Source organism: Marivita sp. S6314 (assembly GCF_023015985.1).
GTDB lineage: Bacteria > Pseudomonadota > Alphaproteobacteria > Rhodobacterales > Rhodobacteraceae > Marivita.
The window spans coordinates 765,574-778,475 of record NZ_JALKAO010000002.1; the positions used below are offsets into that span (position 1 = coordinate 765,574).

The following is a 12,902-nucleotide window of genomic DNA, read 5'->3' on the forward strand; positions in this document are numbered from 1 at the left end:
CTGTTTCGCCGGTGTCCTAACCGTTTTCGTGGAAAAAGCCGTAGATGCGTTCGGCCAGCGCTTCGCTGACCCCGTCAACCGCCTTGAGGTCGGCAAGGTTCGCGCGGCTGACCGCCTTGGCCGATCCGAAATGTGCCAACAGCGCACGTTTGCGGGCACCCCCGACACCGGCGATCTCATCCAGAGGATTGGCCATTTGCGATTTCGCGCGCTTGGCCCGGTGGGTGCCAATGGCGAACCGGTGTGCCTCGTCCCGCAACCGCTGAACGAAGTAGAGCACCGGATCATTGTGCCGCAACGCAAAGGGCCGTTTGCCGGTGCGGTGAAATTCCTCTTTCCCCGCATCCCGGTCCAGCCCCTTGGCGACGCCCACCATCGGCACGTCCTCGACACCGTACTCTTCCATGATCTCTTGCACCGCAGACACCTGCCCCGCGCCCCCGTCGATCAGCAACAGGTCCGGCCACAGCCCCTTGTCCCGATCCGGATCGTCCTTGAGCAACCGCTTGAAGCGCCGGGTCAGCACCTCTTTCATCATGCCGAAATCATCGCCGGGGGCCAGGTCGTCCCCCTTGATATTGAACTTGCGGTACTGGTTTTTGAGAAACCCGTCCGCACCGGCAACAATCATCGCGCCAACCGCGTTTGTGCCCTGGATGTGCGAGTTGTCATACACCTCGATCCGCTGCGGTGGCCCGTCCAGATCAAACGCCTCGGCCAGACCGCGCAGAAGTTTCGCCTGCGTGGCCGTTTCCGCCATGCGCCGCGCAAGGCTTTCCCGCGCATTGCGCAACGCGCCATCCACCAGCTCTGATTTCTCGCCCCGGCGCGGCACCGAAATCTCAACCTTGCGGCCCAGCTTGTCGGACAGCGCCTCCATCATCAGATCGTCGTTTTCTATCGGGTGAGACAGCAGCAAAAGACGCGGTGGTTCCTTGGTGTCGTAGAACTGGCCGATAAACGCTTCGAGCACTTCGGCTTCCTCCACGTCCGCCCCCACGCGCGGATAGAAATCGCGGTTTCCCCAGTTCTGGTTGGCCCGGATAAAGAACACCTGCACGCAGGCCTGTCCCTTTTCCAGATGCAGCGCGATCACGTCTGCCTCGGACACGCCACGCGGGTTGATGCCCTGCGCGGTCTGAACCTGTGTCAGCGCGCGGATCCGGTCGCGCAAGGCAGCCGCGCGCTCGAACTCCATCGCATCCGACGCATCTGCCATTTCCTTGGCCAACGTCTCTTGCACATTGGTCGACTTGCCTGACAGGAACCGCTGCGCGTCGCGTACGCTGGCCGCATACTCTGCTTCACTGACCTTGCCGACACAGGGGCCGGAACAGCGTTTGATCTGGTATTGCAGGCAGGGCCGCGTGCGGCTGTCGAACATGGCGTCCGAACAATTGCGCAGCAGGAACGCACGCTGAAGCTGATTAAGCGTCCGGTTCACGGCCCCGGCAGACGCGAAAGGTCCGTAATACGCGCCCTTTTCCTTCTTGGCCCCGCGATGTTTGCGGATCATCGGAAAGGCATGATCCGTGACCTGAATATTGGGAAAGGATTTGTCATCCCGCAGCAGCACATTGTAACGCGGTTTCAGTTGCTTGATCAGGTTTTGCTCAAGCAGCAACGCCTCGGTTTCTGTCCGAGTGGTCAGAAACATCATCGACGCGGTTTCGGAAATCATCCGCGCGATCCGGCCCGAATGCCCCGACGGTCGCGCATAGTTCGACACCCGCGCCCTCAGGTTGCGCGCCTTGCCGACATAAAGCACCCGCGCCTGTGCATCCAGCATGCGATAGACCCCCGGACTGGCGTCGAGGGTCTTCAAATAGCTTTGAATACACGCGTGCCCAGTGGGCGGTGTGGTGTCAGTTTCCTGGGTCATGTCAACCTGGCGAGACATCTTCGGATTTCACCCCGATTCTCGGACATTTGCTGCAAGAATGGAACCGGTGATGCAAGGCTTAAGGCGTCCACGGTTTCTGTGGATAAGTCTGCGGAGAAGTTTCGGGAATAGCAGAATTTCCTATGTTTTTGAGCCGGTTCTCAGGTTTGCCTATTTTTTAGGCACATTCATAACTGTTTGATTTTATGGTATTTTTTATGGAACATTTTACAAGATGTTGAAATCGTTAACACTTTTGTAACGCTTTCCTTACGTCACCGTGAGCGGTGCAAAACCTGTCAAAGCCATACATCATTCCACCCCGATAATGTCCGGTGTCTGCCACCCCAGATGCTGCCCGCCATCGGCGCACAAAAGCTGCCCCGTCACGGCGGGAGAGTCCAAGAAGTACCCCAGCGCGGCTGTGATATCGGAGGGATTTGCCCCCCGCTGAAGAAGCGTTCCGGCGCGCTGTTTGGCAAAGTGGCTTTCGCTTTGCCGACTGCCGCGCAGGGTCGGACCCGGGCCAATCGCATTGACCCGGCACGACGGCGCAAGCGCCTGTGCAGCCGTTTGTGTGAACGCCCACAACCCCATCTTGGCGATGGTGTAGGTCATGAACTCGGGCGTCAGCTTTCGGACCCGCTGGTCAATCATATTGACCACCAAACCGGACGCAACGGTTTCATCGTTTTCGTCACACGCAGCCTCGGGCAATTGCGCAGCGAAATTTTGTGTCAGGACAAACGGCGCGCGCAGGTTGCTTTCCAGATGCCGGTCCCAGCTTTCCCGCGTGGCGGTGCTCAGAGTGTCATATTCAAAGATCGACGCATTGTTGATCAACACGGTCAGCGGCCCGCCCAGCGCCTCTGTCGCGCGGGCCACCAGCGTCTGTGTTTCGTCTTCGTTCAAAAGATCCGCCTGCAGCGCAACCGCAGAGCGCCCTTTCGCCGCGATCTCCTGCACAACGCTGTCTGCCTCGGCGGCAGAGCTTGCGTAATGCACGGCCACGTCAAACCCGCGATCCGCCAGGTACAGCGCCATTGCGCGACCCAGACGTTTGCCTGCGCCCGTGATCAAAGCTTTCGTCATGCAACACCCCTGCCGTTAAATGAGGACAAGCGCTATGTAGCCCAGATACAGCGCCGACAAGGCAACCCCCCAAATCCGCGTGAGATCCTTGGCGAGAAACACCAGCGGAAAGATCAGCAGGGACGCGCCCAGCATGACCCACAGATCAAAGCGCAGGAACTCGGGGTCCACCGGAATGGGTGTGATCAGCGAGGCCACACCAATGATGGCCAGCAGGTTGTACATGTTGGACCCGATCACGTTGCCCAGCGCCACGTCCGCCTGACGCCGCAGCGCCGCCATCACGGTGGTCGCAAGCTCGGGCAAGGACGTGCCCAGCGCAACAAGTGTCAGACCAATCACCGTGTCGCTGACGCCAAAGATCTTGGCGATCTCGACCGAACTGTCGACAAGCAGGTCCGCCCCAAGGGGCAGGCCAATCAGGCCCAGAACGAGGAACAGGGCAATCTTCCACCACGGCATGTCGGGGTCGGCACCCTCTGGCTCTTCCTCGACCTCCAGCGCCTGTCCGGCGCGCCGATGCGCCATGGCCTCGCGGATCGCGTCCACGAGGATCACCGCCAGAACAGCCAGCAGGATCAGCCCCGCAATGGCGTCAAACACCCCGCGGAAGGCAAGCGCGATGAACAGCACCGAGGACACCAGCATGATGACATAGCTTTTGCGTGTGTCGCATTGGCTGGTGTGCATCACCGCCAGCAGAGCCGGTATCCCAAGCACCAACAGAACGTTGGCCGTGTTTGAACCGACCACGTTGCCCAAGGCGATCCCCGGCGCATCATCCAGTGCCGCGTTGATCGAGATGAGCAGTTCCGGTGCGGACGTGCCGAAGGCCACAATCGTCAGGCTGACGATCAGCGCCGGAATCCCCATGCGCAGCGACAGGTTCACCGCCCCCTTGACCAGAGCGTCCCCTGCCAGAAGCAGGATCACCAGCCCGATGACCACACCGCCCCAGACCATCAACATGTCAACGACCCTTGCCAGAGCAGGGGCACGGACCCTTGCCGATCCGGTAGCGCCCGCATTTGCGACACTTGGCATTGGCCAGCCGCGTGCTGCCCGGGAACCGCAATTTGCCGAACATCGCCAGCACGGCGATGAAAATCAGAAAGAGGATGACAATTTTTGAAATCACGTCAGAGTCCGTAACGCGCAAATTCGGCGCGCTCTTCGAGTGCGCCCAGCGCATCGGATGTCAGTTTCGCGCCGAAACGGCTCAGCAGCGGACGGCGTTGTTCGTAGCGGCGAAACTGGACCTTGTCGCCGAACCTGTCTTTCATCGCCGGCACAAGATGCCCCACGTGGTCGGCCAGCCCGACATCCACCGCGTTCTGTCCAACCCAGATTTCCCCGGTGAACAGGTCCGGTTCATCGGCGAGCTTTGCACCGCGCGAGGTTTTGACTTGGGTGATGAATGTGTCATGCAGCTGCCCCAGCAGCCGGTTCAGACGCAAAACGTCTTCGTCGTTTTCCGGGCGGAACGGGTCCAGCATGGATTTCGACTTGCCCGCTGTGTGCACGCGCCGTTCGATCCCCTGACGCTGCAGGAACACATGCGCCCCAAAGCCTGCCGAAATCACACCGATAGAGCCAAGGATCGAACTGGCGTCGGCATAAATCTCGTCTGCCGCGCTGGCGATCCAATAGCCGCCGGACGCGGCCACGTCTTCGACAAAGGCAAAGACCGGGGTTTCGGTTTCCTCGGCCAGCCTGCGGATGCGCGCGCCGATCAAAGAGCTTTGCACCGGCGACCCGCCGGGGGAATTGATCTCAAGCGCAACCGCCGCCGGTTTGCCCTTGCGAAACGCTTTTTCCAAAAGACTGCGCAAGCCAACATCGTTCAACGTGCCGCGGTTGCCTGCCGCAATCGTTCCCTGAAGCCGCACAACCGACACGACAGGGTCCGATTTGATGAAGGGGATAAAGCGTTTCATGAAGGCCCATGTAGATTGGCGGTCTGGGGCATACAAGGTATTGGCACAAATATGGGTCCGGTGTGGGATGCCTGCCTCGGAAATGGGCACGCAATCTGACCTATTGTTTCGCGCGCGAAACATTGGGGCCGGACCGGACCTATTAACCAGTTGTTAAGAGGCTTTCGGGATCACAAGGCCTGGCGCGAAAGGTTCGTCTGTCGCGGCCTGCCCTGCCCCGGTGCAATCATCCCGCCCGACACATGCAAAACGGGATTTGAGCAGCGCCTCGGCATATTCCTCTGACGCCACGCTGTCATGGACCACACCGCCCCCCACGCTAAGCCGGGCTTGCCCGTCCGCGTCGCACACGACCGTGCGGATCGCGACGTTGAACTGCATCGCCCCGTTCGGCGCAATCCAGCCAATCGCGCCGCAATAGGGTCCGCGTTCCTCGGGTTCCAAGTCGCGCAGGATCTGCATCGCGCGGATCTTTGGCGCCCCGGTGATCGAACCGCAGGGGAACAGCCCTTCGAAGATGTCGAACAAGGTCACATCGGGCAGCAACCGCGCGACGATGCGGGATATCATCTGGTGCAGGGTCACATAGGTTTCGATCTTGAACAGATCGGGGACTTTGACGCTTCCGACCTCGGCCAGCTTGCTCAGGTCGTTGCGCATCAGATCGACGATCATCAGGTTTTCCGCGCGGTTCTTTTCAGAATTGCGCAGCCACGCGATCTGGGCGGCGTCCTCGTCCGGCGTGGCCCCGCGCGCGGCGGTGCCTTTCATCGGATGGGTTTCGATATGGCCCTGCGCATCCACCGCAAAGAACAGTTCGGGGGAACGCGACAACAAGGTCGGCCCGCCCAAATCCACAAACGCGCCGTATGGAACGGGCTGCCGGGCCAGCAGCGTGCGGTAAAGGTCCAGCGGCGTGCCGAAATAGCGGGCGGTCAGGGGAAAGGTCAGGTTCGCCTGATAGATGTCGCCTGCCGCGATGTAGTCCTGAACCTGCTGAAACGCGCGACTGTAGCGGGTTTCGTCCCAAACGGGCTGCAAATCGCCAAGCGCGGCAGGCTGGGCGGGCGGCGCGGCGCGGTTCGGTTCCGGCGCGCGGAAGACGCCGAACTGCACAAGCGGCAGGGTCCGTTTGCCCGGAATGCGGTCGCGCAGTTTGTGCGAAAACACGTAACCCAGTTCATAGCTGGCATAGCCTGTCAGCCAATAGCCCCGCGCTTTGGCTTCTTCCATCGCGGCGAAGGCGGCCTCGACCTCTTGGGGGGTGTCGGCGCGGATCGTGTCGATGGGATCGGTGAACGAAGTACCGCCGGGGATCGGCCCGGTATCAAAGATGACCTGACGGCCAGCAGCCCTGTCCATCACCGTCAGAAGTCCGCAGCGATGCGCATGTCCCGCAAGGGGCGTACGATGTCGATGGCTTCGTGATAGATCGGATGCGATTTATAGGCCGTCAGGGCGGCATCGCTTGAAAACTCGGCATAAACGACGATGTCCACCTCGCCCGACAGTGGATCGTTTCTGTTGTTCTTGCGCACCTCGAAATGATCCGAATGCGGGATGTTTCCGAGACGCTGCAACCCCTCCATGATGCGGGGCAGATCCGCCTTGTCCTTGGCACTGAAGAAAACGACATGTCGAATGTTCGGGCGGTCAGACATGGGGCATTCCTTTGCGATACGTGACGCTGCGTTCGGATCGCGGAGCCTTTAGCTGCAACGCAGCGTCAGTTCCAGAGCAAACATGCGCCGCTGCACCGGGTGGGGGGTGCCAATCTGATCCTGCGCGGAATGGTGCCGGTGATCGGCCAGTAGTTTCAGTAAAAACTCTGCGGGTCGATATCGATGGCCATGCGCAATTCGCCCTTGAGCCTGAACGGCGCGACCCACGCGGCAAGCGCGGGTTGCAGCGGGGTGCCTTTGGGCGCTTTGACCAGCAGGCGCACGCGGTGGCGGCCCCGCACGCGGGCGATGGGTGCAGGCGCCGGGCCAAAGACCTGTGCCCCTGCGTGGCGCAATGGCCCGTCATTGCGGGCCAGCGCGTTGCCAAGGTCGAACACCTCTTGCACATCCGTCGAGGACAGGATGATCCCGGCAAGACGACCATAGGGCGGCACGCCTGCATGGCGGCGCTCATCCGCTTCGGCCGCCCAGAAACTATGTTCATCACCGGATAGGATCGACCGGATCACCGGGTGCTCGGGCTGAAAGGTTTGCAGCAGTGCTTGACCGGGTTTGTCGGCGCGACCGGCCCGGCCTGCGACCTGACGCATCAGTTGGAACGTGCGTTCGGCGGCGCGCAGGTCTGATCCTTGCAGGCCAAGGTCTGCGTCGATGACTCCGACCAGCGTCAGGAGCGGAAAGTTGTGCCCCTTGGCGACCAGTTGCGTACCGATGATCAGGTCCGCGCCACCGGACGCGATGGTCTCGATCTCGGCCTTCAGCGCGCGGGCAGAGCCAAACATGTCCGACGACAGCACCGCTAGGCGGGCATCGGGGAACAGCGTCTGTGCCTCTTCGGCAAGGCGTTCGACACCGGGGCCAACGGCGGCAAGGCGGTCTTCGGCGTCGCAGCTTGGACAGACCGATGGCAGCGGTTTGGTTTCGCCGCATTGGTGGCAGACGAGGCGTTTCAGGAACCGATGTTCGACCATGCGCGCATCGCAGTGGTCGCAGCCGATCTGGTACCCGCAGGCGCGGCAGATGGTGACCGGGGCGTATCCACGGCGGTTGATGAACAGAAGCGACTGTTCCTTTTGGTCAAGGCGCTGCTGGACCGCGCGTTGCAGCGTCGGGCTGATCCAGCTTGATCCGGGAAGCTGCTCGGTCCGCATGTCGATGGCGCGCATGTCCGGCAGGATCGCGTCGCCGAAGCGGGAGGTGAGTTCGAGCCTGGCATATTTGCCGGACTCCGCGTTGGCCCATGTCTCCAGGCACGGCGTGGCCGAGGCGAGGATCACCTGCGCGTCGCAGATCGAGGCGCGCAGAACCGCCATGTCGCGGGCGTTGTAGAGCACGCCGTCCTCTTGCTTGTAGGACGTGTCGTGTTCCTCATCGACGACAATGAGGCCAAGATCGCGGAAGGGCAGGAATAGCGAAGAGCGCGCGCCGACGACCAATTGCGCGTTGCCCTGCCCCACCATCTTCCACACGCGGCGGCGTTCGGTGACAGTCACGCCCGAGTGCCATTCAGCGGGTTGCGCGCCGAACCGGGCTTCGACGCGGGTGAGGAATTCGGCGGTCAGCGCAATTTCGGGAAGAAGCACCAGCGCCTGTCGGCCTTGGGACAGACATTCTGCAACCGCTTCGAGATACACCTCGGTCTTGCCCGACCCGGTGACGCCTTTGAGAAGCGTCGTGCCATAGCGGCGCGAAGCGATGGCGGCGCGGAGTTGGGTGGAGGCGGTGGCCTGATCGTTGGTCAGGTCCTTGCTGGGATAGCTCGGATCGAGCACCGGAAAGGCCGTGTCGCGGGGGCTGTCCTCCTCGCGCACCGCGCCAAGTTTGGCGAGGCCTTTGACAACCGAGGTGGTGACACCTGCGGCTTCGGCCAGTTCCCTGAGCGTGAGGGACAACCCACCCATGTCGCGCAGCGCGTCCAGAACGCGGGTGCGGGCGTCGGTCATGCGGTCGGGCGTTGTGTCCCCCAGACGGTAGATCTTGCGCATCGACGGCGGATCACCCAGCCCCGGCGCGCGGGTGGCCAGCCGCAGCATGGCGGTCAGGGGGGTCAGCGTGTACGCGCCGGCCTTTTCAAGGAACGTCCGCAGTTCGTCCCGCATGGGTGCCGCGTCGAGCACGCGAATGACAGAGCGCACCTTGGAGATATCATAGTCGCCCTGCCCGGTGCCCCAGACAACACCCAGAACTTTGCGTGGCCCAAGCGGCACTTCGACAAAGGCACCCAGATGGCACCCGCCCTCGGGCGCGCGGTAATCCAGCACGCGATCCAGCGGTTGCGTGGTGAGCACGCCAATCAGCGCGCCTTCGTCGAAATAGCTGGGTGTTAGCGCCATCGGTTCAGGGTTTCCGTCCTCGTTGCACTGGGGTAAAGCCCACGATAGGAAAGGCCAACCCATCGGAGGACCGCGCCCATGAAATTCTTTGTCGATACCGCAGAAATTGATGCCATCGCTGAGCTGAACGACCTTGGCATGGTCGACGGCGTCACAACAAACCCCTCTCTGATCAAGAAATCGGGGCGCGACATTCTGGAAGTCACAAAGGAGATCTGTGACTTGGTGGACGGCCCGGTATCCGCAGAAGTGGTGGCGCTCAAGTCAGACGACATGATCGCCGAAGGCCGCAAACTGGCCGAGATTGCCGAGAACATCGCGGTGAAGGTGCCGCTGACCTGGGACGGCCTGAAAGCGTGCAAGACGCTGACAGACGAGGGTAAGATGGTGAACGTGACGCTGTGCTTCTCGGCCAACCAGGCACTTCTGGCGGCCAAGGCGGGGGCGACGTTTATTTCCCCGTTCATCGGGCGGTTGGACGATCTGAACATGGATGGCCTCGACCTGATCGCGGATATTCGTGAAATTTACGACAACTACGGGTTTGAGACGAACATCCTTGCCGCGTCGATCCGCACCGCCAACCATATGAGCGAATGTGCGAAGATCGGCGCGGATGTGGCAACGGCGCCGCCTGCGGTGATCAAGGCGATGGCAAGCCACGTGCTGACCGACAAGGGTCTGGACCAGTTCGTGAAAGACGCTGAAGCGGCGAACATCAAGATCGTCTGATCCCGGGTGCACAAAGCGATTTCGAAATCGCTTGGGACCGCTTTTCGAAAAGCGGTCCTGCGCTTCTGCCACAGTTTTGACCGGGTCCGAAAAAACGACGCGCATTTCCGGCAAAGCGCTGGTAGTGTGCCGAAAAATAATGTGACGAGGATGGCATGAGCAGCCCCCGTATCGATGACGAGTTGCGCGAATCAATCATGACGCGCCCCGATGTGATTCTTGAGGATCAGGACCTGATGCGCGCCCTGATCGCCGCCAATGAGCGTGCGATGGGCGGCAATATCGTGGACCTGCGCGGCATTGCGATGGACCGGCTGGAAGCCCGGCTGGACCGGTTGGAAGACACCCATCGGTCGGTGATCGCGGCGGCCTATGAAAACCTTGCCGGCACCAACCAGGTGCATCGCGCGATCCTGCGCCTGATGGATCCGGTCGAGTTTGAACCGTTCCTGAAGGATCTTGGTGGCGACGTCGCCGATATCCTGCGGGTGGATGTGATCAAGCTGGTGCTGGAATCGGTGCAGAATGACGAAGACCCCGCGATCAAACGCTTGGGGTCGGTCCTGTCTGTGGCGGCACCGGGGTTCATTGATGACTACCTCATTGGCGGACGGGACGCGCCGGTGCGGCAGGTCACATTGCGCCAGATCGACACCGGTTCGCGCGATATCTATGGCGAAAAAGCTGACTGGATCCGGTCAGAGGCCTGTCTGAAGCTGGATTTCGGCCCCGGGCGTTTGCCGGGGCTGCTGGTGATGGGGGCAGAAGACCCGCATCAGTTCACGCCGCAGCAGGGGACGGATTTGCTGACCTTCTTCACCGGGGTGTTCGAGCGTCAGATGCGGCGCTGGTTGTCGTGAGCCTGACCCTGTCTCCTGCCGCGCGCGACGCGCTGGAGGCATGGCTCGCATCCAGTCGGGCCCTGAATGGCACCGCAGAAAACACGCTGACCGCCTACCGCACGGACGTGGTCGATTTCATTGCCTTCATGACCGAATACAAGGCCGAACCGCAGGGTTTGGCCCCGCTGGCGCGCATCACGGTGCCGGACATGCGCGCCTGGATGGCGCAAACCCGGACGGGTGGGGCTGGCGCACGATCGCTGGCGCGCAAACTCTCTGCAGTGAAATCCTTTTACCGCTGGCTGTCCGAGCGCGAGGGGTTTGAACCCACCGCCGTTCTGTCGACCCGCGCGCCGAAATTCGAAAAGAAGCTGCCGCGCCCGCTGAACGAAGACGCCGCGCGCGCGATGATCGAGACCGTGGGAACGCAATCCCAGAAGGGATGGGTCGGCGCCCGCGATATGGCGGTTGTCACGCTGCTTTACGGTTGCGGCTTGCGGATCTCCGAAGCGCTCGGTCTGCTCGGGCGCGACCTGCCGTTGGGCGAGGCGATGCGCATCATTGGCAAGGGCGGAAAGGAACGGGTTGTGCCGGTCCTGCCGGTCGCACGCGAGGCGGTTCAGCGCTATGTCGCGCTCTGCCCGTTCGACATGGAGCCCGACGCGTCGGTCTTTCGTGGCGTGCGCGGTGGGGCCTTGAATGCGCGGCTGGTGCAGAAGGTGACGGAACAGGCGCGGCTGCAGCTGGGTCTGCCCGCAACGGCAACACCGCATGCCATGCGGCACAGCTTTGCCACCCATTTGTTGTCGGCGGGCGGCGATTTGCGGGCCATTCAGGAATTGCTGGGCCATGCCTCCCTGTCGACCACGCAGGCCTATACCTCGGTTGATACGGTCCACCTGATGAAGGTCTACGAGGCGTCGCATCCCAAGGCGGGATGAATGTTCGGGTACAATAAAGCGCGGGACAATTGCGCCGCGTCATGCATCTTGGCCCGGACCATGCCCAGGACACGAGCCCGCATATGCACCCGAACCCGAGTTTTCACAGCACGGACCACGCCAAGGACATCGCCTTCGTGCGCGATCGCGCCTTTGGCACATTGGTGATCAATGCCGACCCGGTGCCGCATGTCGCACATGTGCCGGTGCTCTTGTCCGAAGACGGGGCAGAAGTGCTGATCCATCTTGTCCGGTCGAACCCGATTGCGCGGGCTCTGACAACGCCCTGCCCGGCGCGGATCGCCGTGATGGGACCGGATGGGTATATCTCTCCGGACTGGTACGGCGTTGCGGATCAGGTGCCGACCTGGAACTACGTTGCGGTACAACTGACCGGAACGCTGGAGCGCTTGCCACAGGACGAGATGCGGCATGTGCTGGACACGCAATCGGCGTTTTACGAGACGCGACTGGCCCCCAAGACGCCATGGAGTCCGGACAAGATGACGCCCGAGGTGCTGGACCGGATGATGCGGATGATCGTGCCCTGCCGGATGCAGGTGCACGACATCGCCGCGACGTGGAAACTGGGGCAGAACAAGGATGAGGCCGCGCGGTTGGGGGCAGCCGACGCGCTGACGACCGGGATTGGCACCGGGCTGCAGGCGCTCTCTGCACTGATGACAGACCCTCCCCGTTTGTAGGCGGGTCTTTCCGGCGACGGAAAGACAAGGATGCGTCGACGCATCCTGCGCTTTGCAATCCGCGTGTCGCGGGCTTAGCTATACATTGTGCCATATCGAAAGGTCTCATCATGCAATTGTTGCGCGCCGGTCCGTCGCCCTTTGTTCGCAAGGTGCTGGTCACCCTGCACGAAACCAACCAGTTCGACGATGTGGAGCAAGTGGATGTCACGGCGTCTCCGCTTGAGCCGGATTCAAAGCTGATTGCGGCCAACCCGATGGGCAAGATCCCGGCGCTGATCCGGCCGGACGGGCCGACCTTGTATGACAGCCGGGTCATTTGCCGGTTTCTGGACGACCGGGCGGATGCCGGCCTCTATCCGGAACGGCGGCGCTGGGACACGCTGACGCTGGAGGCCACCGCCGACGGGATCATGGAAGCCGCCGTTCTGGTGATCTACGAGATGCGCTTCCGCCCCGAAGAGTTCGTCTACGAGCCATGGATGGAAGGCCAGTGGGGCAAGGTGTCCCGCGCGCTGGATGCGTTGAACACGCGCTGGATGAGCCATCTGAACGGCAAGATGGATATGGGCCATATCGCGATTGGCTGCGCCTTGGGGTATCTTGATTTCCGGCATGATGCGCGGTCCTGGCGCACCGGGCGCGATGCCCTGGCGGCATGGTATGACGGGTTTTCAAAGCGCGACAGCATGGTCGCAACGGTGCCCGCCGATCCCGCACCCGCCTAAGCGCGGGACGGTGCGTCGCAAGGGCGGCC

Annotated in this window: 13 protein-coding genes; 5 read left to right on the forward strand and 8 right to left on the reverse strand. The window is 61.9% G+C overall.

From position 1 onward, the window contains the following. Window positions 1–16 precede the first annotated feature (16 nt). The 8 genes from uvrC to MWU54_RS08330 all read right to left on the reverse strand — a co-directional run bounded on the left by uvrC (window position 17) and on the right by MWU54_RS08330 (window position 8,926). Window positions 17–1,882 carry an excinuclease ABC subunit UvrC gene (gene uvrC / locus MWU54_RS08295; RefSeq protein ID WP_247082085.1) on the reverse strand — a complete coding sequence of 622 codons (1,866 nt, stop codon included), beginning with the start codon at window positions 1,880–1,882 and terminating at the stop codon, window positions 17–19. Between the two features lie 312 nt (window positions 1,883–2,194). Further along, a complete protein-coding gene (locus MWU54_RS08300) occupies window positions 2,195–2,974 on the reverse strand; it encodes an SDR family oxidoreductase (protein ID WP_247082087.1) in 780 nt (259 codons plus the stop codon). 15 nt (window positions 2,975–2,989) lie between these two features. Continuing rightward, complete coding sequence (locus tag MWU54_RS08305) at window positions 2,990–3,937, reverse strand: calcium/sodium antiporter (RefSeq protein ID WP_247082220.1); 948 nt, start codon at window positions 3,935–3,937, stop codon at window positions 2,990–2,992. Window positions 3,938–3,944: 7 nt separating this feature from the next. Beyond that, on the reverse strand, window positions 3,945–4,112 hold the full coding sequence (locus MWU54_RS08310; protein ID WP_247082089.1) for a hypothetical protein: 168 nt from the start codon (window positions 4,110–4,112) through the stop codon (window positions 3,945–3,947). 1 nt (window position 4,113) lies between these two features. Then, window positions 4,114–4,911 carry a S49 family peptidase gene (locus MWU54_RS08315; RefSeq protein ID WP_247082091.1) on the reverse strand — a complete coding sequence of 266 codons (798 nt, stop codon included), beginning with the start codon at window positions 4,909–4,911 and terminating at the stop codon, window positions 4,114–4,116. Window positions 4,912–5,064: 153 nt separating this feature from the next. Beyond that, window positions 5,065–6,273: an aminodeoxychorismate synthase component I gene (locus tag MWU54_RS08320; protein WP_247082093.1), complete on the reverse strand. Its 1,209-nt coding sequence runs from the start codon at window positions 6,271–6,273 to the stop codon at window positions 5,065–5,067. Window positions 6,274–6,278: 5 nt separating this feature from the next. Then, window positions 6,279–6,572, reverse strand: coding sequence for a Dabb family protein (locus MWU54_RS08325; protein ID WP_247082095.1), 294 nt, complete (start codon window positions 6,570–6,572; stop codon window positions 6,279–6,281). 155 nt (window positions 6,573–6,727) lie between these two features. Then, window positions 6,728–8,926 (reverse strand): primosomal protein N', encoded by a 2,199-nt coding sequence (locus MWU54_RS08330; protein WP_247082097.1) that lies wholly within the window; start codon window positions 8,924–8,926, stop codon window positions 6,728–6,730. Window positions 8,927–9,004: 78 nt separating this feature from the next. Here MWU54_RS08330 and fsa point away from each other — a divergent pair, with 78 nt between their 5' ends. The 5 genes from fsa to MWU54_RS08355 all read left to right on the forward strand — a co-directional run bounded on the left by fsa (window position 9,005) and on the right by MWU54_RS08355 (window position 12,873). Then, on the forward strand, window positions 9,005–9,658 hold the full coding sequence (gene fsa / locus MWU54_RS08335; protein ID WP_247082099.1) for a fructose-6-phosphate aldolase: 654 nt from the start codon (window positions 9,005–9,007) through the stop codon (window positions 9,656–9,658). A 155-nt stretch (window positions 9,659–9,813) separates the two neighbouring features. After that, window positions 9,814–10,518: a DUF484 family protein gene (locus tag MWU54_RS08340; protein WP_247082101.1), complete on the forward strand. Its 705-nt coding sequence runs from the start codon at window positions 9,814–9,816 to the stop codon at window positions 10,516–10,518. After that, complete coding sequence (locus MWU54_RS08345; protein WP_247082103.1) at window positions 10,515–11,441, forward strand: tyrosine recombinase XerC; 927 nt, start codon at window positions 10,515–10,517, stop codon at window positions 11,439–11,441. The genes MWU54_RS08340 and MWU54_RS08345 overlap by 4 nt, the downstream gene beginning before the upstream one ends. A gap of 41 nt (window positions 11,442–11,482) precedes the next feature. Continuing rightward, complete coding sequence (locus MWU54_RS08350; protein ID WP_348647629.1) at window positions 11,483–12,145, forward strand: FMN-binding negative transcriptional regulator; 663 nt, start codon at window positions 11,483–11,485, stop codon at window positions 12,143–12,145. A gap of 110 nt (window positions 12,146–12,255) precedes the next feature. After that, window positions 12,256–12,873, forward strand: coding sequence for a glutathione S-transferase (locus MWU54_RS08355; protein WP_247082105.1), 618 nt, complete (start codon window positions 12,256–12,258; stop codon window positions 12,871–12,873). Window positions 12,874–12,902 lie beyond the last annotated feature (29 nt).

Coding starts and splice junctions, on each gene's coding strand:
- uvrC (WP_247082085.1), bottom strand. CDS start 1,882: ATGACCCAGGAAACTGACACCACACCGCCCACTGGGCACGCGTGTATT.
- MWU54_RS08300 (WP_247082087.1), bottom strand. CDS start 2,974: ATGACGAAAGCTTTGATCACGGGCGCAGGCAAACGTCTGGGTCGCGCA.
- MWU54_RS08305 (WP_247082220.1), bottom strand. CDS start 3,937: ATGGTCTGGGGCGGTGTGGTCATCGGGCTGGTGATCCTGCTTCTGGCA.
- MWU54_RS08315 (WP_247082091.1), bottom strand. CDS start 4,911: ATGAAACGCTTTATCCCCTTCATCAAATCGGACCCTGTCGTGTCGGTT.
- MWU54_RS08320 (WP_247082093.1), bottom strand. CDS start 6,273: ATGGACAGGGCTGCTGGCCGTCAGGTCATCTTTGATACCGGGCCGATC.
- MWU54_RS08325 (WP_247082095.1), bottom strand. CDS start 6,572: ATGTCTGACCGCCCGAACATTCGACATGTCGTTTTCTTCAGTGCCAAG.
- MWU54_RS08330 (WP_247082097.1), bottom strand. CDS start 8,926: ATGGCGCTAACACCCAGCTATTTCGACGAAGGCGCGCTGATTGGCGTG.
- fsa (WP_247082099.1), top strand. CDS start 9,005: ATGAAATTCTTTGTCGATACCGCAGAAATTGATGCCATCGCTGAGCTG.
- MWU54_RS08340 (WP_247082101.1), top strand. CDS start 9,814: ATGAGCAGCCCCCGTATCGATGACGAGTTGCGCGAATCAATCATGACG.
- MWU54_RS08350 (WP_348647629.1), top strand. CDS start 11,483: ATGCATCTTGGCCCGGACCATGCCCAGGACACGAGCCCGCATATGCAC.
- MWU54_RS08355 (WP_247082105.1), top strand. CDS start 12,256: ATGCAATTGTTGCGCGCCGGTCCGTCGCCCTTTGTTCGCAAGGTGCTG.